This window comes from Rhizobium phaseoli (genome assembly GCF_001664385.1).
Lineage (GTDB): Bacteria > Pseudomonadota > Alphaproteobacteria > Rhizobiales > Rhizobiaceae > Rhizobium > Rhizobium phaseoli.
The window spans coordinates 4,476,428-4,501,739 of record NZ_CP013532.1; the positions used below are offsets into that span (position 1 = coordinate 4,476,428).

The window sequence follows — 25,312 nt, forward strand, 5'->3', positions numbered from 1 at the left end:
TGATCCTCATGCGGCATGATTTCGATCGACGCGACAAGTTCAATGAAAATTGCGCCCGCGCGGCATGACCTGGGCGGTTTCCGCCACGCCCGCATGACGGCCTTCGGCAATCATGCGTTTTTCCAATCCCGCCCCTTTGCGCACCTCTGCCGCCTGCCGCGGGTCGCCTCCCGGTCTCAACACCTCGTCCGACCGCTCGCAGGCGCCGAAACGGCGGGCCTCGCGTTGCAGGATGCCAAGCGCCGGCGTCATGTCCTCGATATGCTCGACGACGGTATGGATCACCCCGCTATGGCTTTGCAGCCTGCCGCGGATTTTCACGAGCCTGGCTCCCATGACGACTGCCCGGTATTTGTCGAACATTGCGTTCCAGACGATCGCATTGGCAACGCCGGTTTCGTCCTCCAGCGTCATGAAGATCACGCCTTTGGCCGAACCCGGGCGCTGCCGCACCAGCACCAGACCTGCAATCGTCACCCTCTTGCCGTTGGGCACGCTGAGAAGATCGACATTGCGGGTGATGCCCGCCTTTCGCAATTCTTCCCGCAGAAACGAGACGGGATGCGCTTTCAGCGACAGGGAAAGATAACGATAGTCCTCGATCACCTGTTCGCCCGGTAGCATATCGGGCAACTTCGCCGCGGGTTCGGGCTGAAGGTCGATATGACGGACCTGTTCGAAAAGAGGCAGTTCTTCGGCCGCACTCTTCACATCCAGTGCCCGCACAGCCCAAAGCGCATCGCGGCGCGACAGATGGATGGATCGGAATGCATCCGCGTCCGCCAGTCGCTCGATGACGGATTTCGGCAGGCCGGATCGCAGCCAGAGATCGCGCACCGAACCATAGCCTTGCCCTCGATTGCCGACGAGCCGTTTCATATCGTCTGACGAGAGACCTTTGATCTGCCGGAAACCCAGCCGCACCGCATGCCGGGTCTTGATGATCTCCCGCATCTGCCCATGCCGGAAATCGACGGTCTTTCGGTCGAAGACAGCCTCTTCCAACGTACAGTCCCATTCAGATTCATTGATGTCGACCGCCAGGATCCTCACCCCATGTTCGCGTGCATCCCGCACCAGCTGAGCCGGCGCGTAGAATCCCATCGGCTGGGAATTCAGCATGGCCGCGCAGAAGACATCGGGATAATAGGCCTTGAGCCATGAAGAGGCATAGACAAGCAGTGCAAAGGACGCGGCATGGCTTTCCGGAAAGCCGTACTCACCGAAACCTTTGATCTGATTGAAACATTGTTTTGCGAACTCGGGTTCGTAATCCTTTGAGACCATTCCCTCGATGAAGCGCTTCTCGAAATCGCCGATCGTACCGGTTCGCTTGAATGTCGCCATCGCCCTGCGAAGTTTGTCGGCCTCTGCCGGCCTGAAGCCTGCAGCGGTGATCGCGATCTGCATCGCCTGCTCCTGAAACAGGGGCACGCCGAGGGTTCTTTCGAGGACCGCTTCCAACTCCTTGCTCGGATATTCGATCGGGATGTTCCTGGCGCGCTGTTCTCGGCGTTTCAGATAGGGATGGACCATATCGCCCTGGATCGGCCCCGGCCGGACGATCGCCACCTCGATGACGAGGTCGTAGAATATCTTCGGCTTCAGGCGAGGCAGCATGCTCATCTGCGCCCGGCTTTCGATCTGGAAGACGCCAAGCGTATCGGCCCGGCCCATCATCTCATAGACCGGCTTTCCCTCGTCCCCATGCTCCCTGTTGCCGAGGTCTGCGAGCGTCTTCTTGACATCATAATGCAGTTCAAGCAGCGAAAAAGCCTTCCGCAGGCAGGTCAGCATGCCGAGCGCCAGCACATCCACTTTGAGGATCTTGACGTTGTCGAGATCGTCCTTGTCCCATTCGATCATGTAGCGATCCGGCATCGCCGTCTTCATGATCGGCACGACCTCGTCGAGCCGGTCCCGTGTGATGACGAAGCCGCCGACATGCTGGGTGAGGTGGCGCGGGAAACCGAGAAGCTCGGAGGCATATTGCAGCACATTCTGGGTCACTGGATCCTTGACGTCGAGACCGGCCGCCTTGGCATCCCTCTCGGAAAGATTGTCCTCCGACCAACCCCAGACGAGGCTGCTGATCGCCGACTGAACATCCTCCGACAGGCCGAAAGCCTTGGCGACCTCGCGGCCGGCCGAACGGGTGCGATAGGTGGTCACTCCCGCCGTCAGCCCGGCATGGTCGATGCCATATCGTCGGTAGATGAACTGGATGACTTCCTCACGCCGGTCGTGCTCGAAATCGACGTCGATATCCGGCGGCTCGTCCCGGTCCATGGAAATGAAACGGTCGAAGAGAAGTGTGCTCTTTTGAGGGTCGACTTCCGTGATTTCAAGGCAATAGCAGATGACCGAATTGGCCGCCGATCCGCGTCCCTGGCACAAAACCTTGAGGTCATAACGGGCGTGCTGAATGATCCTGTGAACCGTCAGGAAGTAGGAGGCGTAGTTCTTATCGCCGATGAGTTTCAGTTCATAATCGATCTGCTTCGCCACCTTGGATGGGACACCCTGCGGATAGCGCTTTGCGGCTCCCGCCCTCGTCAGCCTCTCGAGGGTCTCCTGCGGCGTTTCGCCGGGATCGTTTTCAGACGGGTAATTGTGCTGCAGCTCCTTCAGCGAAAAGCTCAGCTTGCCGAAAAAGACCTGCGTATTTTCGACCGCATCGGGATAGTCGCCGAAGATCCGGACCATTTCACGTGAATCCTTGAGGTAGCGCTCGGCATTCGGCGCCAGCAGGAATCCGGCTTGTGATATCTGCACATGCTCCCGGATCGCGATCACGACATCTGAAAGCGGCCGGCGTTCGGGATGGTGGTAAAGCGGCTGGTTAGTCGCAATCAACGGCACGCGATTTCGGGCGGCAAGCATGGCAAGCACTGCAAACACCTGCCTGTCGCGACCGTCATAGGCCGGCGCCAGCACCATAAAAAGAGCCTTGCGGAAACGTCTGCGAAACCGCTCCAGATAATCCTCCAGCGCAGTCTGGCCCGCCTGGCTCTCGACAAGGGTACGATCGGCAACGAGGGCAAGCATCATCTCGTCCCCCCATTCCATGAGCTCCGCTTCCGTCAGGATGCAGCTTCCCTTGACCGCTTCCTCCTTCAGATTGCCGGCGCTGAGAAGGCGGCAGAGGTTTGCCCAGCCTCGCCGATTGCATGGGTAGGCGAGGATATCCGGCGTGTCGTCGGAAAAGACGAGACGGGCGCCCGGCTGTATCCGGATTGGATGGAAAATCCCTTCCTTTTTTCCGGTCTTCTCCGCTTCGGCCAGGATCGCATCTCTGTTCTTGTATCTCTCCTCGATCTGTTCCGCCTGCGCCTGCGCACGCACGACGCCGGCAACCGAATTCCGGTCCGCGATTCCGAGACCGCCGAGCCGGAGATAAGCGGCCTGCAAGACCATCTCTTCCGGGCTGGAGGCGCCTTCGAGGAACGAGAAATTCGTCCTCGCGCCGATCTCGAAAAATGCGCGCTCGCCCTTCATGCGAACACCCCGTGCATGAACCAGCGGGGATCGAGTTCCCGGCCATAGAAACCTCGACGATAGATCCAGAAGCGATGGCCGCTCTCGTCCTCGATGCGGAAATAATCGCGCGCCTCCGCGTCACTTCCGTCGATCCACCATTCCATGGCAATCCGCTCCGGACCTTCGCTTTTTGCCACTTGATGCTGCATACGCCGCCATCGAAAGATTTGCGGCGGACCATCGGGCACTTCGGCGAGCACAGTCTCGACAGGCTCCGGCGTTGCAAAAAGCCGCAACGGGCGCTCTTGGCGGAAAGGAAGAACCCCCTTCGGCTCGGCTTTCCCCCGTCTGGAAAGATTGTCCATCGCCGGAACCGCGATGACGGCGCGTTCCGGCACATGGCTCTCCCGAAGTTGGAAACTTTGCAGACAATCCTCACCCAGCCGGGCGGAGACACGGTCGACGAAAGCCGAAAGGGAGATTTCTCCCTGACGATCGCCTTCGAAATCAGCCTGCGCTTCATTGAAGGGATCATGCCGCACCACATTCAGCCGCACGATCTCGAAGCCATAACCGGCATCGAGATCGTCATAGACCGCCTGCAGGCGCTCGGAAAAAAGCCCGGCGATAAATTTCGGTTCGCGAAGCGGCTGCGAAGCGCCGACGGAAATACGGAAGACCCTGCCGTCGACGCGGAAGAGCACCAATTCGAACACTCGCCCGCCGGCGCCGCGTGCCTCCAGCGACGGCTGCAGCGACACAGCGACCTGCCGGGTGACGGCAAGGATCTGTTCTTCCGTTCCGATCGGCTCGATCAGGCGGCTTTCGGCCGAAAGGCTGGCGACGGGACGACGGGGCGAAACCGCTTCCTCTTCATGTCCCAGCGCCTGGTCGAGACGCAGAAGCAATTCCGGCCCGAACCGGCGGGTCAATGGCGCCCGCGGCGCATTGATGACGTCGCCGATATATTTCAGACCGAGCTTCTTCAGCGCATCGACGGTTTGCCCCTGCAGCCGCAAAGCTGCGATCGGCAAGGACATCAGCACTTGCTCCGTCTCCTCATTCTCGATCACGCCGCTTTGCCCGAAGCGCGACACCGCCCAGGAAAGACCCGGCGACGATGAGATCGCGCCCCGCGCATCGATCCCCATATGAAAGAGCCGCGACAGAACATCCTTGAGAAGCGCCTTTTCGCCGCCGAAGAGATGCGTGCAGCCGGTAATGTCGAGAAACAGGCCGTCCCTGCCGTCGAACGCCACCAAAGGCGTATACCGGTCGCACCAGTCGGCAATGGCTTCCAGCAGCCGGCGGTCGGCCGCCGGATCCTCTTCCACCACATCGAGAGTCGGGTACATGGCGCGCGCTTCGGCCACGCCTTGTTCCTTCTTCAGCCCCAGCCGCTCGGCCAATTCGTCCAGTGCCGTCAGCCGCATGGCATTGTTGAGCTTGCCCGAACAGACGATGGATGGCGCCTCAGGACGCCCTTTCGAACGCCAGGAGGGCCCCCATCGCCTGCGGGCGATACGATCGGTTGACAGATGCGGGAAGCTGAGCGCCAGAATACGCTGACCGTTCGCCTGGAGGACGAAGGAGGTTTGGTTCGGTGACAGGGAAAAATTCGTGTTCATGAGGGTTCCACTCCAGGAGAAAGGAGAGCGGGGCCGGATTGCGGCTCTTCTCCAGCGTGAGACGGAAAATCGAATTGCCGATACTGCCGGCAAGCTTCGATCCATCCGGCAACGGCCGCGGACCTGACGGTCCCGGTTCGACATGCAGGCGCAAGGCCGCACTGCTGGCCTCCTCCATTCCGGCCTGCCGCAGAAGAAAGAGCGGACGGCGGGCAGCATGTGCCCTGAGACTGAGCCTGCGGCTTTCGGTCAGGCCGAAATGCGCAGGGTTGCCCCGCACTTCGAGGATGACGGCCGAGAAAGCAGCGCTTTCCACCGCCGCCTCCGCGAGCCAGAGCGCTTCGTCCAGCTTGCGCGGCGCGGCATGGAGAAATCGTTCCGGGCTCAACCCGAAATCCCGAAGTCCGGGAGCATAGGGACGGCCTGCCTCCAACGTGCCGACTGCATCGCCGATCCAGAGCAACGGCATAAGCCTGCCGGCAGCTGATTCCTGTTTCTGCAGCCGCGCGGCAACAGCCATCGCCAGCCCGCTTGCCGCGCCGGCATCGCGAGACAGCGCGGAGCGGAATTCGGTAATCCCATCGAGGGGCAGGCCGCCTTCCAGCGCCCGATCGACAAACTCCACCCCAAACGGCAAGAGGGGCAGAACGCGTTCCTGGCGGGTCTTGCGCCCTTGCGCCAAGGCTTCCTGCTCCGCCGCCGCAAGTGCCGGCGCGGGCTTTCCCTCCAGTCTGGCGATGGTTTCGCGGAGCGCAAAAAGCCGCTCGCGCGCCAGGGCGTTCTGCGCCATGGCGTTTACTCCGATCCGTCTTGTTCCTGTTATGTTCTTATGGATTCCAGAGAGCGGAAGAAGAGTCAACAACCATTTTCTATGAATTTATTCCTGCCTTTGATTCCGCACTCGAAAATCGGCGATAAAGGTTCTATATGGGCCCGCAAAGGAAGGAATATTCATGGCCCGCATAGACCAGAGCGATGATTGGCGGGACCGCCATGCGCCGACGATCAGCACTTTCGAGTCGCTGGCCATGGAGGCCTACAGCCATCTTCCGGATGAATTCCGCCAGCTGACGACCAACCTCACGATCGAGATCGAGGATTTCCCCGATGACGACGTTTTCGAGGACATGGCGCTGGAAACCCCTTTCGACCTGCTCGGCCTTTTTGAGGGCAGGGGCATTTCCGAACGCTTCACGCTGGAAACCGGCGAGATGCCGAACCGCATCCGCCTCTACCGGCGACCTATCCTCGACTACTGGGCCGAGAACGACGAGACGCTCGGCGATATCATCACCCATGTCCTGATCCACGAGATCGGCCACCATTTCGGGCTGAGCGACGAGGACATGGAGCGGATCGAGGCCAGCGCTGAGGAAGCCACCGAGCGCTAATGCATATCGCCCGGACGTGTGCAGCGGTCGGGGATAATGACATGCATAAAACAAAGAGCTGAAGCACCGCGCCTCGGCCGGGCTAAGGACGCTCCATCACTTTCAAGCAAGTAGGATTCACTGCTCGGAGAGTTTCATCTCCGGATCGTAATCCTTGCCTTCGACGGTCTTGACGACGGCCTGGCCGCACTGCATCGCGCCGGTTGCGGCATTGAAAGCATAGGTCGGCGAACCCTCCAGCAACCAGCCCTTGTTGAGGGCGGCAGTGACCTTGTGGCAGAACGAGGCGTCGTCGGGACCGGTCAGGAAGCGGTAGAGTTTCATCAGGCGGGCCTTCTTGCAGAAATCAGGCGAGCTTTATGAACCAGAGCTTCAGCTTGGACAAGATGTAGCCGTTCGATCATTCGCCCGTTCACATTGATGACATTGAGGCCACTGGCGTCAGGATCGGCAAAGGCCGATATGATTGCCTCGGCTTCCGCAATCTCTTCCAGGCTCGGCCCGAAATGCCGGTTGGCCACTTCGATCTGTGCGGGATGGATCAGCATCTTGCCGGCAAAACCCATGGCGCGGCCCTGCCCGCATTCGGCGTCGAAGCCTTCGCCATCTCGGAAATCATTGAAGACGCTGTCGAGCGCATCGAGCCCATAGGCCTTGACCGCCAGAATGACCTGCATCAGCCAGGGCACGAGATAGGTCCGCCCCGGCTGGGGAAGCACGCCCGTTTCCTTGCGCAGGTCATTGAGCCCGACGACGAGACAATCGAGCCTTGAACCCGCCGTGCGGCCGGATCCGGCGATCGACCCGACATTCAGCACGCCGCGCGGCGTCTCGATCATCGCCCAGATGCGCAGCTCCTCCGGCGCATCCGCAGCGGCAAGCAGATCGCTGACGTCAGTGACATCCTGAGGCTCGTCCACCTTCGGCAGCAGCACGGCGTCGGGCAAAAGCGCCTTGACCAGATCGAGATCCGCCGCTCCGAATTCGGATGACAAAGAATTGATGCGGATAATCCTTTCCTTGCCCTCAAGCGGCGGCCCGGCAAAAAAGGCCCGCAGATTTTCCCGCGCCTGCCCCTTTTTCTCGGGCGCCACGGAATCCTCCAGGTCGAAAATAACCGCATCGCAATCAAGGGAATGGCTTTTTTCAAGCGCCCGCAGGTTGATCGCGGGCACGCTCAGCACCGAGCGGCGCAGATTGAAGGAACGGAGAGGGGTTGTTCGGCTCATCAATCATTAGTGCCAAGCTTCGCAAAGCCCGGCAAGACAACAAAAAGCCATGCTTGCCTTGCAGAGAGAAAAAAGAAGGACAACATTCCTTTCTGTAGAAAGGTATCAAACCCATGCAGAACATTCGCTCCATCTTCTTCATGCTTGCCGGCGCCACCGTTTTTGTCGCCATGCTGCTTTTCACCTTTTCGGTGACGCTTGCTGTCGGCGGCATCCTGACCGTGCTCATGGTCGGCCGCGCCCTTTCGATGAAGATGAAGCCCGCTCCAGTCCGTGCCAAGGCAAATAACGGCCAACGCGAGATGCGCATCTGGAACGACGGTCGCGGCACGATCATCGATCTCTAAGCAGCTTCACTTAAAAAAAACCGACCGACATTGTCGCATCATGCGTCCTTGATACGTCTTTGAAGCAGCCAGGCATTCAGCCGGCGCTTGAACACGATGGAGGATGAGCATGGATACGACGACGGAAAACAATCCGGCCAAGCTGCCGCCGGTCAAGAATGGCTTGCTGCCCTATCTGACGGTCGACGGCGCGGTGAAGGCCGCGGAATTCTACAAGAGGGCCTTCGGCGCCGAACAGGCCCATCGGGTACCGGTCGATGAGAGCGGCCGGACGATGCATATTCATCTCTACATCAACGGCAGCTCCTTGATGCTGGCGGATGCCTATCCCGAATACGGACACCCCTTCAAAGGCCATGAAGGCTTCGCCATCCAACTGGTCATCGACGATATCGATTTCTGGTGGGAGCGCGCGGTGGCGGCCGGCGCCGAAGTCGTCATGCCGATCGAACTGATGTTCTGGGGCGACCGCTACGGCCAGCTTCGCGATCCGTTCGGCGTCCTCTGGGGCTTGAACGCGCCCAGCAAATAACGGCCCCATTCAACGGGTGGGCCGCGCGAAACGCCGCGTGGCCGCCACTTTCGAAAGATTCTCCTTCATTTCGGCGAAAAACTGGACTAGATGCAAATTCAGGAAAGTACGTTTGCTGAAATGGAGCATGGTCATGGATAAATTCGTGAAGCTGACGGGCGTTGCAGCGCCCTTGCCGGTCGTCAACATCGACACCGACATGATCATTCCGAAAGACTATCTGAAGACCATCAAGCGCACCGGCCTCGGCAAGGGCCTTTTCGCCGAAGCCCGCTATAACGAAGACGGCTCCGAAAATCCCGATTTCGTGCTGAACAAGCCGGCCTATCGCGATGCCAAGATCCTGGTCGCCGGCGACAATTTCGGCTGCGGTTCCTCGCGCGAACACGCTCCCTGGGCGCTGCTCGATTTCGGCATCCGCTGCGTAATCTCCACGAGCTTCGCCGACATTTTCTACAACAACTGCTTCAAGAACGGCATCCTGCCGATCAAGGTCAGCCAGGAAGATCTCGACAAGCTGATGGACGACGCGTCGCGCGGCTCCAACGCCATCCTGACCGTCGATCTGGAGAACCTCGAAATCACCGGTCCGGACGGCGGCTCGATCAAATTCGATCTCGACGCTTTCAAGCGCCACTGCCTGCTGAACGGCCTCGACGATATCGGCCTGACCATGGAAAAGGGCAAGGCGATCGACGAATTCGAAAAGAAGAACGCCGCTTCGCACCCCTGGGCCGCTTAAAACCCGAACGGATGACGATCGATCGAGCCGGGCTTTCGCCCGGCTTTTTCTTTGCTCTAAAGCATGCCGCGCAAAAGTCCCCACCGGTTTTGCGGCAACGACCTGCTGCAACACAGAACCTAAAGCGCGAGGAGCGAATCTGAGAAAACGCGACGCGCTTTAGAGATCAGAGAAATTTCTCTTTCCAGAGCCTCAACTTTTCCAGCGACACGCCGATGCCGCCGCAGACTTCCATCAGCGGATTGTCGAAGCGAGCAAGCAGCCCGGCATGCACATCGGCAACGGCAAGGGCGGCACCGCAGGCCGGCTCGACCAGGATGCGCTGCGCATCGGCAAATTTCAGGCAAGCGGCAATGGCGTCGGCGTCGCTGACGAGAACGCTTTCGATCGGATGCCGTTTCGGCAGGTCGAAGACATGCGGGGCCACCTGCCGCGCGCCGAGCGATGTAGCGATCGAGGTGATTGCGGGCAGGGCGACGCGCTCATTTGCCTTGAGGCTCTCATGCAGCGAAGCTGCCCCTTCGGTTTCGACGGCAATCACAGGCACGTCGGGCAGCCCGTTTCGCTTCAGCCCCTCGACAATGCCGGCAAGCAGCCCGCCGCCGCCGACGCTGGTGACGACACAGTCAAATTTTGCACCCTTCGCCACCACTTCGTCGATCAGCGTCGCATGGCCATCCCACAGAAGCGGATGGTCGAAAGGATGCACATAACTTGCCTTGCGGCTGCGGGCGAGTTCGACCGCGTGGGCATTGGCTTCGTCGAAAACGGCTCCGTACACGAGGACATTGGCGCCGGTTGCGGCAATCGTCTGCCGGACATCGGCCGCCGTCGTCTCCGGCACGACGATCGTGACCGGCACGCCGAGCGCCCGGCCGGCATAGGCCGCGGCAATACCGGCATTGCCGCCGGAAGCACAGAAGATCTCGCGCGCGCCATTGTCCACCTCGTGCCGGCAAAGCCGGCCGACGCCGCGCAGCTTGAAGCTGCCGGAGGGCTGCAGTGCATCGAGCTTCAGCCAGAGCGGCTTGCCGCTGGCGCTGTAATCAGGCGCTGTTCGAGCCAGAGGCGTGTCGAGATGAAGAGGCGCTGAAGGCATGGAAACATTCCCGAAATAAATGCTGGAGCCTACCGTTCTATTCCAGTTGAAGGCGTCGGAGCAACCATCGGCGCTGAGAGCGAAGCGTACCGATTCACCCGTTCTCTCGCTTGAAATGCCCATTTCCGGGGTCTAAGAAGCCGCAGCTTGTTTTTCCAGGAGGGCTCCATGACAGCGCGCAATCTTTTCCTGCTGCCGGGTGACGGCATCGGTCCCGAGGCGATGGGCGAGGTCCGCAAGATCATCGCCTATATGAACGAGGCGATGAATGCCGGTTTCGTCACCGACGAAGGCCTCGTCGGTGGCTCCGCCTATGATGCACATGGCGCGGCGATCTCGGAAGCCGACATGCAGAAGGCACTTGCCGCCGATGCCGTTCTGTTCGGCGCCGTCGGCGGCCCGAAATGGGATAGCGTGCCTTATGAGGTGCGCCCGGAAGCCGGTCTGCTTCGCCTGCGCAAGGACCTGCAGCTCTTCGCCAACCTGCGCCCCGCCATCTGCTATCCGGCGCTCGCCTCAGCCTCGTCGCTGAAGCCGGAACTGGTCGAAGGCCTCGATATCCTGATCATCCGCGAGTTGACCGGCGGCGTTTATTTCGGCGAGCCGAAGGAAATCATCGATCTCGGCAACGGCCAGAAGCGCGGCATCGACACGCAGGTCTACGATACCTACGAGATCGAACGCATCGCCGGTGTCGCCTTCGAAATGGCCCGCACGCGCCAGAACCGCGTCTGCTCCATGGAAAAGCGCAATGTCATGAAGTCGGGCGTGCTCTGGAACCAGGTGGTGACCGAGACGCACAAGGCGAAATATTCCGACGTCCAGCTCGAACATATGCTCGCCGATGCCGGCGGCATGCAGCTGGTGCGCCAGCCGAAGCAGTTCGACGTCATCGTCACCGACAATCTGTTCGGCGACATGCTCTCCGACGTCGCCGCGATGCTGACCGGCTCGCTCGGCATGCTGCCGTCGGCCTCGCTCGGCGCGCCGGACGGCAAGACCGGCAAGCGCAAGGCGCTTTACGAGCCGGTGCATGGCTCGGCCCCCGATATTGCCGGCAAGGGCATCGCCAATCCGATCGCCATGATCGCCTCCTTCGCCATGTGCCTGCGTTACTCCTTCAATCTGGTCAAGGAAGCCGACGACCTGGAAAAGGCCATCGCCAACGTGCTCGACAAGGGCATCCGCACCGGCGACATCATGGCCGAGGGCGCAAGGCAGGTCGGCACCGTCGAGATGGGCGATGCGATCCTTGCCGAGTTCAAGACGCTTTCCGCCTGATATATTTCACGTGAAACAGTACCGGCCCTCCGCATTCCATGCGGAGGGCCTTTTATCTGAGGTCGGCGGCCGCACCGCTTGGTCGAATTCTCCGAAGCGGACTATCCTCGGCCACAATCTCGTGTATTTTTGCGCCGGATTTCACGAGCGCACGACCGAGAACTGGCATCGATTTTCGGCCATGCACATTCGAACGGACGATGGAATGCGGGCATTTTGGGCTTCCCTGGACAGGCGCTGGCGCCGCAACGGCGTCGGCATGCCGCCTTTGCGCTGGCAGGCCTGCCTCTTCATCACGCTCAATGCCGTGATCCTTTCCATGCTGCTCTTCGATGCGCCGATCGGCGCCAGCGAATTTCCCGCGCCGGTGAAACAACTCGGCCAGACTCTGACCGGATTCGGCGATTCCGCCTGGCTTATCTACACCAGCATCCTGCTCTTCTTTCAGGGCAGGGCCGGCTACAAACTTTTGAAGACGGCACGCTCCAGGGCTCAGGCGCTCTATGTCAGCTGGATCGGCGCCTATCTCTTCACTACCGTGGTCTTCTCAGGTCTCCTCGCCAATCTGCTGAAGCGGGCGATCGGCAGGGCGCGTCCCGATCATTTCCACGATTTGGGCATGTTTTCCTTCACGCCTTTTTCAGGCCATGCCGCTTTCGAAAGTTTTCCCTCCGGCCATTCCACCACGGTTGGCGCCTTCTTCGCCGCCTCCGCCCTGCTGCTCCCGCGTTACCGCGTCCTGTTCATCGCCTGCGCCATCTGGCTCGGCATGACGCGCGTCATGGTCGGCGCCCATTATCCGAGCGATGTCATCGCCGGCCTTGCCTTCGGCGGCTGGTTCTCGTTGCTGACGGCGATCGTCTATGCCCGCTGCGGCCTGCTCTTCAAGCAGGCTCCGGACGGCTGGCCGATCGCAAAACGGCTTTTCCCTGACATAGAAAAGCCCGGCGCCTTGTGAGCGCCGGGCTGTTTATTCAAGCGTCTCACCTGCGGCGGATCAATCCATCGCGTGGATATCCCTGTTCTTCGTTTCCGGCAGGAAGATCAGGCCGATCACCAGGGTGATCGCCGCAAAGACGATCGGATACCAGAGACCGTAATAGATATCGCCTGCCGCAGCGCTCATCGCAAAGGCCGTCGCCGGCAGCAATCCGCCGAACCAGCCGTTGCCGATATGATAAGGCAGCGACATGCCAGTGTAGCGGATGCGGGTCGGGAAGAGCTCTACCAGCAGGGCCGCGATCGGGCCATAGACCATCGTCACATAGATCACCAGGACGAACAGGATGGCGATCGTACCGATCCAGTTGACGCGGGCCGAGTCGGCAACCATGGCGAAGGTGCCGCCGTTGGCGATGTTGTAGACCGCCATGTCGGTGACGCCATTGGCCTCATCCGCCGTCAGCAGCTTGCCTTCGACCAACTTGGCTGCCGGCATGGTTTCCTTCTCGCCGGCGCGCACGGCCTCGGCATTGAGCGCCAGTTCCGGATTGGCGGCGATAAAGGCATCGAGCTTGGCATCCGGCACCTTGGCGACGCCGCGCTTCAGCGGGTAACCGGCATCGTGAAGAGCGATGTTGACGCCCTTTTCGAAAGCAGCGGTCATGCCCTTTGCCTTGTCGCCGGCGGCAGCGGCGTCGAAGCTCGAAACGGTCGCGTTACCGACCTTCACCGTCGCCGGCTGTCCGGCGGGGCCGGGCACGACGTCATAAGGCACCGAGTTCTTGGTCAGGAACGCCGTCGCAACGTCGCAGGAGCTGGTGAATTTCGCCGTGCCCGTCGGGTTGAACTGGAACTTGCAGTCCGCCGGATCGGCCGTGACCGTCGCGCGGATCGAGGCCTGCGCTTCGGCAAGTGCCGGGTTTGCCGTCCAGGTCATCGCCTTGAACAGCGGATTATAGGTCACCGCCGCGATGAGAAGGCCCGCCATGATGATCGGCTTGCGGCCGATCCTGTCGGAGAGGCCGCCGAAGATGACGAAGAATGGCGTGCCGAGGAAGAGGGCAATAGCGACCATGACATTGGCCGAGAAGAGGTCGACCTTCAGCACGTTCTGCAGGAAGAACAGCGCATAAAACTGGCCGCCATACCAGACGACCGCCTGGCCCATGGTGGCGCCGAGCAGCGCGATGAGTGCGATCTTGGCGTTCTTCCACTGCCCGAACGCTTCGGTTAGCGGCGCCTTGGAGCCCTTGCCTTCCGCCTTCATGCGCTGGAACGCCGGCGATTCGTTCATCTTCAGGCGAATCCAGACCGAAATACCGAGCAGCACGACCGACACCAGGAACGGGATGCGCCAGCCCCAGGCAGCGAATTGAACCGGCCCCATCAGCGACTGAACCACGATGATGACGATCAACGACAGGAACAGGCCGAGCGTTGCCGTCGTCTGAATCCAGGAGGTGAAATAGCCGCGCCGGCCGTTCGGCGCATGTTCGGCGACATAGGTTGCCGCACCGCCATATTCACCACCGAGCGCCAATCCCTGCAGCAGGCGCAGACCGATCAGGATGATCGGAGCGGCGATGCCGATGCTGGCGGCTCCCGGCAGGATACCAACGAGGAAGGTCGACATGCCCATGATCAGGATCGTCACCAGGAAGGTGTATTTACGGCCGACGAGATCACCGAGACGGCCGAACACCAGCGCACCGAAGGGACGCACCAGGAAGCCGGCGGCAAAGGCGAGCAGCGTGAAGATGTTGCGGGTCGCCTCGGGATATTGGGTGAAGTAGGTCGCGCCGATATAGGTGGCGAGCGAACCGTAGAGATAGAAATCATACCATTCGAAAACGGTGCCGAGCGAAGAGGCGAAGATGACCTTCTTCTCCTCGCCGGTCATCGGACCGGCCTTCGCGCCGTCGATGCTTGCGACATTTGCCATTGTCTGTCCTCCACAGAGTGATGAGCAACGCGGGCGGCCTGCTCTCCTCAAGCATACCCCTGGCCGCGACACGCCTGACGAGAGTGTGCCAGAAACGGCCGACCAAAAAGAGGGATGCTTTGGGATTATGACTTTAGTCTAATGACGGCAGGCTTTGTCTTGCCGGTCCGGCTGCCGGTCGGCCCCTCTTCGGCAATAGAATTTCAGAGGGTCTTCAGGCCGTGACGGTGGAACTGCTAGGCTCTCAGCGCCTGGGCCGGCGATTGCCGATAAGCAAGCACCGCCGGCAATGCGGCGAGAATGGCGGCAAAGGCAAGCAGCACGGCCGCAAGTCCAGCATCTTCGCCGGAAAATCCGACCGGCATGGCGATGCCGCTCGTCTCGGAGAATAGGCCGGACAAGATCAGCGCTGCAGCAAAACCGAGTGCGAATCCAAGTGCGATGCCGACCGCCACCAGGAAAAAGAATTCCAGGAAGACGATGCCGAAGACCGCTCCGCGCGGCGCGCCGAAAGCTCTGAGCGCGCCGATCTGGCGGCGGCGCTGGCCGATGTGGATGACCGTGACGAGCACGAGCGAGGCTGCGACCAGCACTTGCGCGCCGGAAGCGACCGCCACGAGGATCTGCTTGGCGTCGCCGAGCGTGGCATAGAGATTGGTCAGCACTTCGCCGGGAAAGACGGCGACAGTATTGCCTCTGCGGTAGTCCTGTCGGAGCTTATAGGCGGCGGCGATCGTCTTCGGCTTGACGAGGATGGCCGGAAGGCCCGGCGTATCTGCCGTCCAGGTCTCGTTGAGCGCGGCATCCGGGTCGAGCTTGCCGTGATGCTCGTGCTCGTCGTGATCGCCGCCGTCCCGAGCGTGATCGTGTCCGGCCGCCTCGGCGCCCTCCGAACGCTCGTTCGCCTCCAGCCCGTGAATATGCCAGACGGCCTGGATGGGAACGAGAATGGCCCGGTCCCAGGCCGTGCCCGTCGGCCGCAGGCGGCCGGCGACATGATAGACGAGTTCGGTATGGGTCTCGCCCCCTTCTTCGGCCGAACCATGCATCGGCTTGATTTCATCGCCGAGCGAGAGCCTGACCGCGGAGCCGATTACCGCCTCTCCCTCATGCGCGAAAACCTTGCCCTCGGCAAAGCCGCCGGACAATTTGTCTGCCAGCATCACCGTCGTGCCGACGATCGGATAGCCGGAGAAAGAATCGCCGAAGCCGATCGGCGCCGCCCAATCGACACGGGGATCGGCGGCAAGCCTGGCAAGCACCTCGCCCGGCATCAGCGGCAGGGGCGAGGGCTGCAGGAAAACGGAGGACAGCACGAGTTGCGTCTCGCTGCCGCCGGCGCCGATGACAAGGTCGAACTTGTCGGCGGCGCGCGCGCTGCCGAGCCGAAGCGCCCGCTCCTGCAGGACGACGGAAACGCCGAGCGCGGTCGCAAGCGCCACCAGCAGCACGACGACCAGCGATCCCGCCCAGAGGCGGCGAAGATCGGCAAGGATGAAGCGGATCATGCAGCTTCTCCCGCCGTCGCAGCGGAATCCTCTTTGATCCGGCCGGAGCCGAAGATGATGCGCCGGTCGAGGCGGCCCGCGAGGCGCTGATCGTGCGAAACGATGATCAGCGTGCTGCCTTCGGCAACGGCAAGATCGAGGATGAGATCGCCCACAGCCTCGCCGCTTTCGGCGTCCAGGCTTGCGGTCGGCTCGTCGGCGATGATGACGCCGGGTTTGCGCAGCAGCGCACGGGCGATCGCCACGCGCTGCATTTCGCCACGCGACATGGTCTCGATCGTCTGGCGGGGGCGGGACAGGCCGACCGTGTTCAAAAGCGAATGCGCCCGCTCGATGAGAGCGGCCGTGGCAGCGCCGGCAAGCCGGGCGGGCAGTAGCACGTTTTCAAGTGCCGAAAGACCCGGGAAAAGATGAAACTCCTGCATCACCAGGCCGATATTGGCGGCGCGGAACCGGTCGCGCCGGCTTTCCGAAAAAGCGGCGATATCCTCGCCGTTCCAGCGGATGCGGCCCCGGCGCGTCCGCTCCAGGCCGGCAACGATATTGACGAAGGTGCTCTTTCCGGAGCCGGACGCCCCGGTGATCGCGACCCTGCTGCCGGCATCGATCGACAGGCGGCCGATCGCCAGCGCGGGCGAGGCGAGACCGGGGAAGGTAACGTCAAGGTTTTCGATATCGAGCGCGAGCATGTCGGATTCACACGGCAAAATATTCGGCCTGGCGGATGCGCAGCAGGCTGACGAAGCCGGTTTCCGGATCCGTCCAGGAACCATATTCCAGCGTGCCGCGCACTTCGATCGCCTGGCGCGGCTGCACGAAGGTCTGCTTTTCGCCGAGATAGATGACGACGATATTGTCGGGCCAGTCCGCGTCCGAGGAGCAGAAGGGGCAGAGCGACATCGGCACTTCGGTGAGCACAAAGAACTGCGCCTCGGCCTTGAGGGGTGGCGCCATAAAACCCCTCATACTGATTTCCTGGCCAGCAAGGCGCTTCACCTTGTCGGAGAATTCGAGGCCGAGCACGCCGTATTTGCCATAGAGTTCGTCGAAACTCAGCGAAGCGTCGGCGGCGCGAACGATAGAAGCGGCAAGGGGAAGCGCAACGGCAGCGCCGATCAGCCGGCGGCGGCTGAGATGCAGCGAAGAGAATATGTCCATGGCGACCTCCGGGAAACAAATCCCGGCCGCTGAACGGCCGGGACCATGATCGACAAAAGACGCAAGGCCGGCAAGCGGCCTTGCGGGATCGGCCAGAGCATGATGCCGAAAAGTGTGAGCGGTTTTCGGACGACATCATGCTCTATTTTTTCGATTAGATGCGGATTCAGATTTAGGCCGATCCGGCCTAAAATCATCCGCATCTAGAGATTAGTTCGTCTGCTTGGCGCCGAGCGCGAAGGTGTCGGCAAGCACGCGATAGACATCACTCTGTTCCATGTAACCATGGAAGCCTTCAGCGCCCGGGCCGGCCGACTGCAGAACGACGTCGTCGACGGCGTGGACGCCGCTCTCGCTGCTCTTCGGGAGATTACCCTGGACGAAGACCGCGCCGGGAACATCCTTATACTGCTCGTTGGCGACATATTCCTTCTTCTCGTTCTGGACAGCCGGAACGAACGGACCGTCGAGCTTCGGGCGGAAGGTCTCGTAATGATCCGGGCCGTTATTGGCGGCGAGGAAGAGGCGGCGGCTGACATCGACCTTATCGGGGTAACCGTCGCCGTTTTCGTCCTTGTAGTTCGGGAAGCCCGCTTCGGCATAGGTCCCGACCTTTTCGCGCATTTCCGTGCCCGGCTTCTCGTCATCGACGGTGCCGATGATGGAGACGCCGTGCGTGTGGTCGCCGGTGACGACGATTAGCGTATCGGGATGTGCCTTCTGGAATTCACGGGCAACGCCGATCGCCTGGTCGAATTCGATGGTTTCAAAGACGGCGCGATCCCAATCGAGCGGATGCGACATCTTGTCGATCGAGGAACCTTCGACCATCAGGAAGAAACCATCCGGATTCTTCGCGAGGCGCTCGAGCGCAACCTTGGTCATGTCGACGAGACCCGGCTGGTTCGGGAACTTGTCGACGGTGCCTTTCTTCAGGAATTCGCGATCAAGCGTGACGTCCATGTTGCCGGTGTGGAAGAGGCCGAGCAGATTGCCATCAGCCGAGGCATTGGCGGCAAGCTCGTTCTTGTCGGTCGCGAGCTTGTAGCCGGCATCCTGGAACAGCTTGATGTAATCCTGGTTGTCCTTGCGCTTGGAACCGGCGACTTCCTTGCCGAGGAAATAGGCCGAGCCGCCGCCGAGCAGAACTTCCGGCTCGACCTCGAGCAGCATGCCAACCACGTCCGCCTTGTCGTTGCGGTTGCGGGTGTGAGAGACAACGGCAGCCGGCGTGGCGTCTTCTACTTCAGCCGTCGCGACGATGCCGATCGACTTCTTGGTCATGCGGCGAACGGCTTCTGCAATGGTTTCGACGCGCGGATCATCGAGCGAGGCCGGCGTGCGGTCCGCATAAACGCCGAGCGCGTTGACGGCCGTCTTGTGGCCCGTCATGTAGGCCGACATGGTGTTGGCCGAGTCTGTGGCAACGGCGTTCGTCGACGACACGCCGATGAAGGCCATATGATCGAAATCGTCCATGTTCAGGCGGCCATTCGCTTTGCCTTCGGTCATGCCCTTGGACATGATGCGGGCGGCAGTGCGATGGGCGACGGAAAGGCCGTCGCCGAGCAGGAAGATGATGTTCTTGGCCTTCGGCTGGCCGGCGGTTTCGTAAACGTTCCAGGTGACGGACTTCGTTGCGTCACCGGCAGCGACCTCGACCTTGTAGGCGCCGGGAGCGGAAATCTTCAGGCCGCGCAGCAGCAGAGCGGAACCGAGGGGCTTGTCTTCCTTGCCCTTTTCCAATTCGATGAATTGCGCTTCGCCACCGAGGACGGTCTTGTAATCCTGGCCGTTGACGGTGATCTTCACGTCTTCCGGCTTAACCTGCTTGTCGAGCTCGACTTTGAAGTCGAACGGCGAGCCGGCGAGGATCGTCGCGCGATCAAGCGGATAGACCGTCGTCGCCTGAGCGGCGCCGGCGAGAATGGTGGTGGCCGCAAAGGCGGCGAGAAGCATACGCATGGAAAACCCCCGTTTTCGGTGCAGATATTAACAACCGGGCCGGGATACCCCCGGGTGATGACAGCGGCATGACAAAACGCCGCAGGACGACACCGCTCCTTCCGCCTGCGAGCGCCGACGCAAAAACCTTGACTCCTGTGGAAAACCTTCTAAGAGCAACAGCGGAAAAGGAATCTCCATGGTTCACGACGAACACGCCATTGCCGCATGCAATGACCGGGCACGAGTTGCCGGGGTGGATATTGCCGTTCCGGTTTCTGCCAAAACCAAGGCCAAAACGACGACGAAAACCGTCTGACGTCTCTGGCCTGCCGCTCTCTCCCCGGCTCGGCTGGGGACAGGAAGACGCGATCCGTCGCGCCTTTCCCCCTCACCGGACAAGAGGAGAGAAGAGAAAGAGAGCTTGAGAAATGGGTTTCAAAGTAGCAGTTGCGGGAGCGACCGGAAATGTCGGTCGGGAGATGCTCAACATCCTCTCCGAACGAGGCTTTCCCGCCGATGAGGTCGTGGCACTCGCCTCGGCGCGTTCGCAGGGCACCGAGGTGTCGTTCGGTGACCGGACATTGAAGGTCTCCAATTTGGAGAACTACGATTTCTCCGACACCGACATCTGCCTGATGTCGGCCGGCGGCGAGGTTTCCAAGAAATTTTCGCCGAAGATCGGCCAGCAGGGCTGCGTCGTCATCGACAATTCCTCGGCCTGGCGCTACGACGCCGACGTGCCGCTGATCGTGCCGGAAGTGAACCCGGATGCCATCAGCCAGTTCACCAAGCGCAACATCATCGCCAATCCGAACTGCTCGACCGCCCAGCTGGTGGTGGCGCTGAAGCCGCTGCATGACTTCGCCAAGATCAAGCGCGTCGTCGTCTCGACCTACCAGTCGGTCTCCGGCGCCGGCAAGGACGGCATGGACGAACTCTTCAACCAGACCCGCGCCGTCTTCGTCGCCGATCCGATCGAGAACAAGAAGTTCACCAAGCGCATCGCCTTCAACGTCATCCCGCACATCGACAGCTTCATGGAAGATGGCTACACCAAGGAAGAGTGGAAGGTGCTGGCCGAGACCAAGAAGATGCTCGACCCGAAGATCAAGGTGACCTGCACCGCGGTGCGCGTACCGGTTTTCATCGGCCATTCGGAGTCGGTCAACATCGAATTCGAAAACGAAATCACCGCCGACCAGGCCCGCGACATCCTGCGCGATGCACCGGGCTGCCTCGTCATCGACAAGCGCGAGAACGGCGGCTACATCACGCCTTACGAATCCGCCGGCGAAGACGCGACCTATATTTCGCGCATCCGCGAGGATGCGACGGTCGAAAACGGCCTCAATATGTGGGTGGTTTCCGACAACCTGCGCAAGGGCGCGGCGCTGAACGCCATTCAGATCGCCGAGCTGCTGGTCAATCGTGGCCTGGTCAAACCGCGCAAGCAGGCCGCCTGATACCATTTGTAAACCCTAAGCTGTTAAAGCCCCTGCTCGATGAGCGGGGCTTTTCCAAGCAAATACAGATGTATAAGCGTTCGCTAAAAGGATCGTGACAAAATCGCGGGTGACTGGCATTCTCTTGCCCGCCTAAAAGCTATGCAGATCGAGAGCGGGGTTTCTCAATGCGCATGACAAAGTTGTTTCTGGCGGCCGCTGCGGCAATCGGCGTCCTCCATGCGGTTCCGGCGTTCGCGCAAGGACCGCAATGTGGCAATACCAGTGCCGGCTTCGACGCCTGGGTCGCCGATTTCAAACAGACGGCAGCCGCGAACGGCGTCAGCCAGTCGGTGCTCAGCCGTGCCTTCGCCAACGTTAACTACAACAAGCCGACGATTGCCGCCGACCGCGGCCAGAAAAGCTTCAAGCTGTCCTTCGACGCCTTCATGCAGAAGCGCGGCGGTGCCGCCGTCATTTCCCGCGGCCGTTCGATGAAGGCGGCCAACCAGGCGCTTTTTGCCTCGATCGAGCGTCGCTTCGGCGTTCCCGCCGGCCCGCTGATCGCCATCTGGGGCATGGAGACCGGTTTTGGCAGCTATATGGGTAATCAGCACACGCTGTCGGCTGTTTCGACCCTTGCCTATGACTGCCGTCGTTCGGATTATTTCACCGACCAGCTCTATGCCGCGCTCCAGCTCGTCTCGGAGGGGTATCTGAGCCCGCAGGCCAAGGGCGCCGCCCATGGTGAAATCGGCCAGACGCAGTTCCTGCCGAGGAACGTCGTGCGTTTCGGCGCCGACGGCGATGGTGACGGTCGTGTCGACATGGTCGGTTCCCGCGCCGATGCGCTGGCCTCGACCGCCAATTTTCTCAAGGGCCATGGCTGGCGGGCCGGCGCCGGTTATCAGCCGGGAGAGCCGAATTTCGTTGCCATCCAGGGCTGGAACGCTGCCAGCGTCTATCAGCAGGCGATTGCCTATATCGGCCAGCAGATCGACGGCGGCAGATAAGCCTGCATAGACAACGACCCTGCGAAACGCCGCTGCTATATGCGGCGTTTTTCATAGGCGGGAATCGAAACCACCGCCAGAAGCCGCCTTGCGGCGCTCCTCCTGCGGCGGAGCCGGCACGACCGGCCCCGAAACGACGCAGTTGCGGCCGGAGGCCTTGGCGGCGTAAAGCGCCAGATCTGCGCGTTTGACAAGATCCTCGAAGTTCCGGCTTGCGCCGTCGTTTGCCCGGCCGGCACATCCGAAACTCGCCGTGACCTTGAGCCGCTCGCCGCTCGGTAAAGCGATTTCCGCCATCTCGATCGCCAGCCGCACTCGCTCGGCGACGACTGCAGCGCCGTCTGGCGTCGAATCCGGCAGAAGCGCCAGGAACTCCTCGCCGCCGTGACGCACCAGCAGATCGAAGGAACGGAAATTCTCGCGCGCGACGCCCGCGACATGGCGAAGCACGGCGTCGCCGGCGTCATGACCGTTGAGATCGTTGATCTTCTTGAAATGATCGAGATCGAACAGCACGACGGATATCCAGCGCGATCCGTGTTCGGCCTGGGTAAGAAGCGCCGACGCGGCGACCTCGAAGCCGCGCCTGTTGTACAGGCCGGTCAAGAGGTCGGTCTGGGCAGCGTTGCGCAACTCCCCCACCAGCGCCTCGCGATCCTGCGTCAGCCGGTCGATCAGGCGCAGACCGCGTGCCGCCAGCACCAACACCAAAGTGGCGAGGATCAGCAGACCAGCACACAGCGCCAGAATCCGCGTCAAGTGCAGGTGCGAACGCGTCGAATAGTTCTCGCCGGTGTCATGAATGTCTCTGGCGGCCTCGATCATCTTCTGCTGCAGGAAACTCATGCGCTCGTTCTGCGCCGCGGCCCAGACGTCATGAACTGCGCGCGTCGGCCGCGATCCGGCGAGGATCGCATCGGTGATGGCATTCGCCTTCACCTGGCTGCTGCGACCGAGATAGCTGACGATATCGCGCTCGATCGGCGTCGCGGAGTGGAAGACCATGTGATCCATGCCCTCGCCGATCATTACTTTTCCCTGCACGAACAACTCCACCGGAAATCTGGCGGAAGGGCCGCGGTCGAGGTAACGGGTGCCGATGCCGGTGATCAGCCTTTCGCCGTAGTAGGTCAGCATGATGCCCATCAGCTGGTTCGATTTCTCGAGCAGCACAGGATCGTTGATCAGCGGGGAGAGAGCATCGACGACGGCAAGCTGCTTGAGGGCCGCGTACCAGTAGATGGAACCGGGATCGCTGCCGTTATATCGGCCTTGGTCGACTGCACTTCGGGCGGCGACGATGCGGCTATAGGCGAGGCTGAGAGCAGATAATTCACCGACGAGCCCTTCGTCGAGCACATCGCGGGCAGGCAGGCTGGCATAGAAGGCCCGACGTTCGTCATCGAGCGTCGCCCGGCTTCGCTGCATGTCGATTGCAGTCCGGCTGCTGGGGTAAGCGAGATATTCGCGCGTGGCACCAATTTCGCTGAGGATCTCGGTTGCGGCGATGGACCCGCCGCGGGCAAGCACGTCAGCGAATTGTCGGTCTTTCTCGAGATTCCTGTAATGGTTGACCGAAGTCCGGATGACGACGACGCCTTCGATCAGCATGAACACGAAGGGCAGCATGATAGCCGCCAGGATAACCTTTTTGATGGTTTCGAACTTCATCGCCAATCGCCACGGTGATCAAGACGTCGCTCGTGCGCGACCAATTCCGGGAGCTTAACAACAATCCTTAAAAAACTGATAAACCCGTCGGGCCCTCAGATCTCGGGACGAATGAAGTCACGCGTCTCGGCGTCCATAACCCAGAGTTCACCCGTCGATATGTCGAACCAGGCGCCGTGGAGATGAAGATTTCCCGCTTCCTCTTGCGCCTTGATATTGGGAAAGCTTCTGAGATTGTCGATCGAGTTGCGGATAGAAACACGTTCCAGCGCCGTCTGCCGCTCGGCCGCCGTCATCACGTCATTGCTCTGGATCTGCTCGGCGGCCGGCTTGACCAGCGACATCCACCGGCCGATGAAATCACCGGGGGACAATGGCTCGGCATTGGGATCGAGTGCGGCACGGATGCCGCCGCAGCGGCCATGACCCATCACGACGATATCCGTGACCTTCAGTGCCTGTACCGCAAATTCAAGCGCCGCCGATGTCGAATGGAAGTGACCGTCCGGCTCGTAGGGCGGCACCATATTGGCGACGTTGCGGATAACGAAAAGCTCGCCCGGACCGGCATCGAAAATCAGCTCGGGAGCCGCCCGTGAATCCGAACAGGCAATCACCAACGTGCTCGGGCTCTGGCCGTTTTCGGCGAGTTGCCGATACCGGTCGCGGGCATCGGCATAACGCCCGTTCATAAAGTTGCGATAACCGTCCAGAAGGGTGTTTGGAAAACGCTGCATGCTTCTGGATTAGCGCGGGCCGAAGACAAGATCAACTGCTGCACCGCAAAATGAGCATCCTGGTAGATGCATCATTTTTTCCGTCGCTGCGCCGGATGCACGAGCCGGCGCATCTGCACCATGGCCATCGGCGTCGAAAGACTGGACGCGTCGCTTGCCAGCATCAACTCGTTGCTGCCGCGCTTGACGGCTCGCGCCAGCACTTCGAACACGCTGGCAGTGGCAAGCTGCAAGGCCTTTTCATCCTCGAGGCCGGACAGCAGGCGCGACAGGAAAACCGCAGCCAGCAGGTCGCCGAGACCATTCGGCGGATTGTCGACGACGCGGTGCTCGGCAAGAAGCGCGTGACGGCCGGAAAGGTAGAGGTTGCCGGTGCCACCCGCCATCATCGGCACCGCCGAGGTGACGAGCATGCGCGACGGCCCGAGCGCCAGCGCCGCCTCCATGATCGCACTGTTGTCGTCGAGCGCTGCTCCCGACAGCCAGGCGAGCTCGTAGCGGTTCGGCGTCGCCACCGAGGCGAGCGGGATGAGATGGTCACGAATGGCCTCGGCAGTGGCTTCCGGCACGTATAGGCCACCGAGGTCACCCATCACGGGATCGCAGACATAGAGCAGTTCGGGATTGTTTTGCCGGAGCGCAGCGATCAGCCGGGCGACGGAGCGCGCCTGGGCGGCATTGCCGAAATAGCCTGAAAGCACAGCTCGGACTTCACCGATCCAGGGCGCACGGATCAGATCGTCGATCGCCGCGTCGAAGTCGGCTTCAGCAAATGTCAGCCGCGTCGAACGGCCATGGCCGGGATGCCAAGGCAGAACGATGGTCGGCAGCGCCCAGACCGGATGGCCGAGCGTCTCCAGCGCAAAAACCGCCGCCCGGTTGCCGACCGAGCCACGCACGACATGGCTGGAGATGACGATGACTGCGCCCGCTGCATTTTCCGACATGGTATCAAGGTCCGCATGATGATGGCGTTTGATGATATTTTTGACGCCACGCTGTCAACCATTCTTCATGCGGGCATGGAAATGTGCGGCGGTAGAAAAAACGAAAACAGGTCCGTCTACGTTGGTTTTGGCTACGAAATCGGAAAAATCTCCGACAATTTCCCATTTCCGGCGTCAAAAAAGCACCAAAACCATCCCGCTGGTCCCTATTTTAGAGATTTTTTCGAAGAGTCTTCTGCTAGCTTGCAGAAAATCAGTCCATAGCGGGAGGCGATC

23 protein-coding genes and 1 pseudogene are annotated in these 25,312 nt (G+C 61.0%); 10 read left to right on the plus strand and 14 right to left on the minus strand.

Annotated features, from left to right (window positions below; genetic code table 11):
- Positions 1-39: 39 nt before the first annotated feature.
- Genes AMC88_RS21475 through AMC88_RS34105 form a run of 3 tightly spaced genes read right to left on the minus strand, consistent with a single transcriptional unit; the run spans position 40 to position 5,898 of the window.
- The gene (locus AMC88_RS21475) at positions 40-3,498 is read right to left on the minus strand and encodes an error-prone DNA polymerase (protein ID WP_064830069.1); all 3,459 of its coding nucleotides are present in this window, start codon (positions 3,496-3,498) and stop codon (positions 40-42) included.
- Positions 3,495-4,913: a Y-family DNA polymerase gene (locus AMC88_RS21480; RefSeq protein WP_012485650.1), complete on the minus strand. Its 1,419-nt coding sequence runs from the start codon at positions 4,911-4,913 to the stop codon at positions 3,495-3,497. The genes AMC88_RS21475 and AMC88_RS21480 overlap by 4 nt, the downstream gene beginning before the upstream one ends.
- Before the next feature lie 40 nt (positions 4,914-4,953).
- On the minus strand, positions 4,954-5,898 hold the full coding sequence (locus AMC88_RS34105; RefSeq protein WP_012485651.1) for an ImuA family protein: 945 nt from the start codon (positions 5,896-5,898) through the stop codon (positions 4,954-4,956).
- 163 nt (positions 5,899-6,061) lie between these two features.
- Here AMC88_RS34105 and AMC88_RS21490 point away from each other — a divergent pair, with 163 nt between their 5' ends.
- Complete coding sequence (locus tag AMC88_RS21490; RefSeq protein WP_004675276.1) at positions 6,062-6,499, plus strand: metallopeptidase family protein; 438 nt, start codon at positions 6,062-6,064, stop codon at positions 6,497-6,499.
- Positions 6,500-6,616: 117 nt separating this feature from the next.
- Here the strand turns inward: AMC88_RS21490 and AMC88_RS21495 are convergent, their stop codons facing one another.
- Positions 6,617-6,823 (minus strand): DUF1737 domain-containing protein, encoded by a 207-nt coding sequence (locus tag AMC88_RS21495; protein ID WP_010023100.1) that lies wholly within the window; start codon positions 6,821-6,823, stop codon positions 6,617-6,619.
- Entirely contained in the window at positions 6,823-7,728 is a 906-nt protein-coding gene (locus tag AMC88_RS21500; RefSeq protein ID WP_012485652.1) for an HpcH/HpaI aldolase/citrate lyase family protein, read from the minus strand. The genes AMC88_RS21495 and AMC88_RS21500 overlap by 1 nt, the downstream gene beginning before the upstream one ends.
- Before the next feature lie 113 nt (positions 7,729-7,841).
- Between AMC88_RS21500 and AMC88_RS21505 the strand changes: the two genes are divergently transcribed.
- The 3 genes from AMC88_RS21505 to leuD all read left to right on the plus strand — a co-directional run bounded on the left by AMC88_RS21505 (position 7,842) and on the right by leuD (position 9,349).
- Positions 7,842-8,075 (plus strand): hypothetical protein, encoded by a 234-nt coding sequence (locus tag AMC88_RS21505; RefSeq protein ID WP_003589579.1) that lies wholly within the window; start codon positions 7,842-7,844, stop codon positions 8,073-8,075.
- Between the two features lie 109 nt (positions 8,076-8,184).
- A complete protein-coding gene (locus tag AMC88_RS21510; protein ID WP_064825774.1) occupies positions 8,185-8,607 on the plus strand; it encodes a VOC family protein in 423 nt (140 codons plus the stop codon).
- Positions 8,608-8,740: 133 nt separating this feature from the next.
- A complete protein-coding gene (gene leuD / locus AMC88_RS21515; RefSeq protein WP_010009214.1) occupies positions 8,741-9,349 on the plus strand; it encodes a 3-isopropylmalate dehydratase small subunit in 609 nt (202 codons plus the stop codon).
- Positions 9,350-9,515: 166 nt separating this feature from the next.
- Here the strand turns inward: leuD and AMC88_RS21520 are convergent, their stop codons facing one another.
- Positions 9,516-10,448, minus strand: a complete 933-nt coding sequence (locus AMC88_RS21520) for a pyridoxal-phosphate dependent enzyme (RefSeq protein WP_012485654.1) — start codon at positions 10,446-10,448, stop codon at positions 9,516-9,518.
- A gap of 168 nt (positions 10,449-10,616) precedes the next feature.
- Between AMC88_RS21520 and leuB the strand changes: the two genes are divergently transcribed.
- Both leuB and lpxE read left to right on the plus strand, forming a co-directional pair.
- A complete protein-coding gene (gene leuB, locus AMC88_RS21525; protein ID WP_010024973.1) occupies positions 10,617-11,729 on the plus strand; it encodes a 3-isopropylmalate dehydrogenase in 1,113 nt (370 codons plus the stop codon).
- A 205-nt stretch (positions 11,730-11,934) separates the two neighbouring features.
- Positions 11,935-12,687, plus strand: coding sequence for a lipid A 1-phosphatase LpxE (gene lpxE, locus AMC88_RS21530; protein ID WP_029531860.1), 753 nt, complete (start codon positions 11,935-11,937; stop codon positions 12,685-12,687).
- A gap of 39 nt (positions 12,688-12,726) precedes the next feature.
- Here lpxE and AMC88_RS21535 read toward each other — a convergent pair whose 3' ends face one another.
- From AMC88_RS21535 to AMC88_RS21555, 5 genes are all read right to left on the minus strand, one after another.
- Positions 12,727-14,613 (minus strand): MFS transporter, encoded by a 1,887-nt coding sequence (locus tag AMC88_RS21535; protein WP_012485656.1) that lies wholly within the window; start codon positions 14,611-14,613, stop codon positions 12,727-12,729.
- A gap of 236 nt (positions 14,614-14,849) precedes the next feature.
- Positions 14,850-16,121 carry an ABC transporter permease gene (locus tag AMC88_RS21540; RefSeq protein WP_064825775.1) on the minus strand — a complete coding sequence of 424 codons (1,272 nt, stop codon included), beginning with the start codon at positions 16,119-16,121 and terminating at the stop codon, positions 14,850-14,852.
- Positions 16,118-16,810, minus strand: a complete 693-nt coding sequence (locus tag AMC88_RS21545; RefSeq protein WP_012485658.1) for an ABC transporter ATP-binding protein — start codon at positions 16,808-16,810, stop codon at positions 16,118-16,120. The genes AMC88_RS21540 and AMC88_RS21545 overlap by 4 nt, the downstream gene beginning before the upstream one ends.
- 7 nt (positions 16,811-16,817) lie before the next feature.
- A complete protein-coding gene (locus tag AMC88_RS21550; protein WP_012485659.1) occupies positions 16,818-17,279 on the minus strand; it encodes a hypothetical protein in 462 nt (153 codons plus the stop codon).
- Between the two features lie 210 nt (positions 17,280-17,489).
- Positions 17,490-19,244, minus strand: a complete 1,755-nt coding sequence (locus AMC88_RS21555) for an alkaline phosphatase (protein WP_041683813.1) — start codon at positions 19,242-19,244, stop codon at positions 17,490-17,492.
- A 68-nt stretch (positions 19,245-19,312) separates the two neighbouring features.
- Here AMC88_RS21555 and AMC88_RS34605 point away from each other — a divergent pair.
- The 3 genes and pseudogenes from AMC88_RS34605 to AMC88_RS21570 all read left to right on the plus strand — a co-directional run bounded on the left by AMC88_RS34605 (position 19,313) and on the right by AMC88_RS21570 (position 21,681).
- Positions 19,313-19,542 (plus strand): annotated as a pseudogene (locus AMC88_RS34605) (hypothetical protein).
- A gap of 112 nt (positions 19,543-19,654) precedes the next feature.
- Positions 19,655-20,689, plus strand: a complete 1,035-nt coding sequence (locus AMC88_RS21565; RefSeq protein ID WP_012485662.1) for an aspartate-semialdehyde dehydrogenase — start codon at positions 19,655-19,657, stop codon at positions 20,687-20,689.
- 167 nt (positions 20,690-20,856) lie between these two features.
- Positions 20,857-21,681 (plus strand): lytic murein transglycosylase, encoded by an 825-nt coding sequence (locus AMC88_RS21570; RefSeq protein ID WP_004675237.1) that lies wholly within the window; start codon positions 20,857-20,859, stop codon positions 21,679-21,681.
- Positions 21,682-21,732: 51 nt separating this feature from the next.
- Here the strand turns inward: AMC88_RS21570 and AMC88_RS21575 are convergent, their stop codons facing one another.
- The 3 genes from AMC88_RS21575 to pdxY form a co-directional block, all read right to left on the minus strand.
- Entirely contained in the window at positions 21,733-23,352 is a 1,620-nt protein-coding gene (locus AMC88_RS21575; protein ID WP_012485663.1) for a GGDEF domain-containing protein, read from the minus strand.
- A 95-nt stretch (positions 23,353-23,447) separates the two neighbouring features.
- Complete coding sequence (locus AMC88_RS21580; protein WP_004675231.1) at positions 23,448-24,089, minus strand: carbonic anhydrase; 642 nt, start codon at positions 24,087-24,089, stop codon at positions 23,448-23,450.
- 71 nt (positions 24,090-24,160) lie between these two features.
- Positions 24,161-25,036, minus strand: a complete 876-nt coding sequence (gene pdxY / locus AMC88_RS21585) for a pyridoxal kinase PdxY (RefSeq protein ID WP_004675229.1) — start codon at positions 25,034-25,036, stop codon at positions 24,161-24,163.
- 15 nt (positions 25,037-25,051) lie between these two features.
- Between pdxY and AMC88_RS21590 the strand changes: the two genes are divergently transcribed.
- Entirely contained in the window at positions 25,052-25,300 is a 249-nt protein-coding gene (locus AMC88_RS21590; protein ID WP_012485664.1) for a hypothetical protein, read from the plus strand.
- The last annotated feature ends 12 nt before the right edge of the window (positions 25,301-25,312 follow it).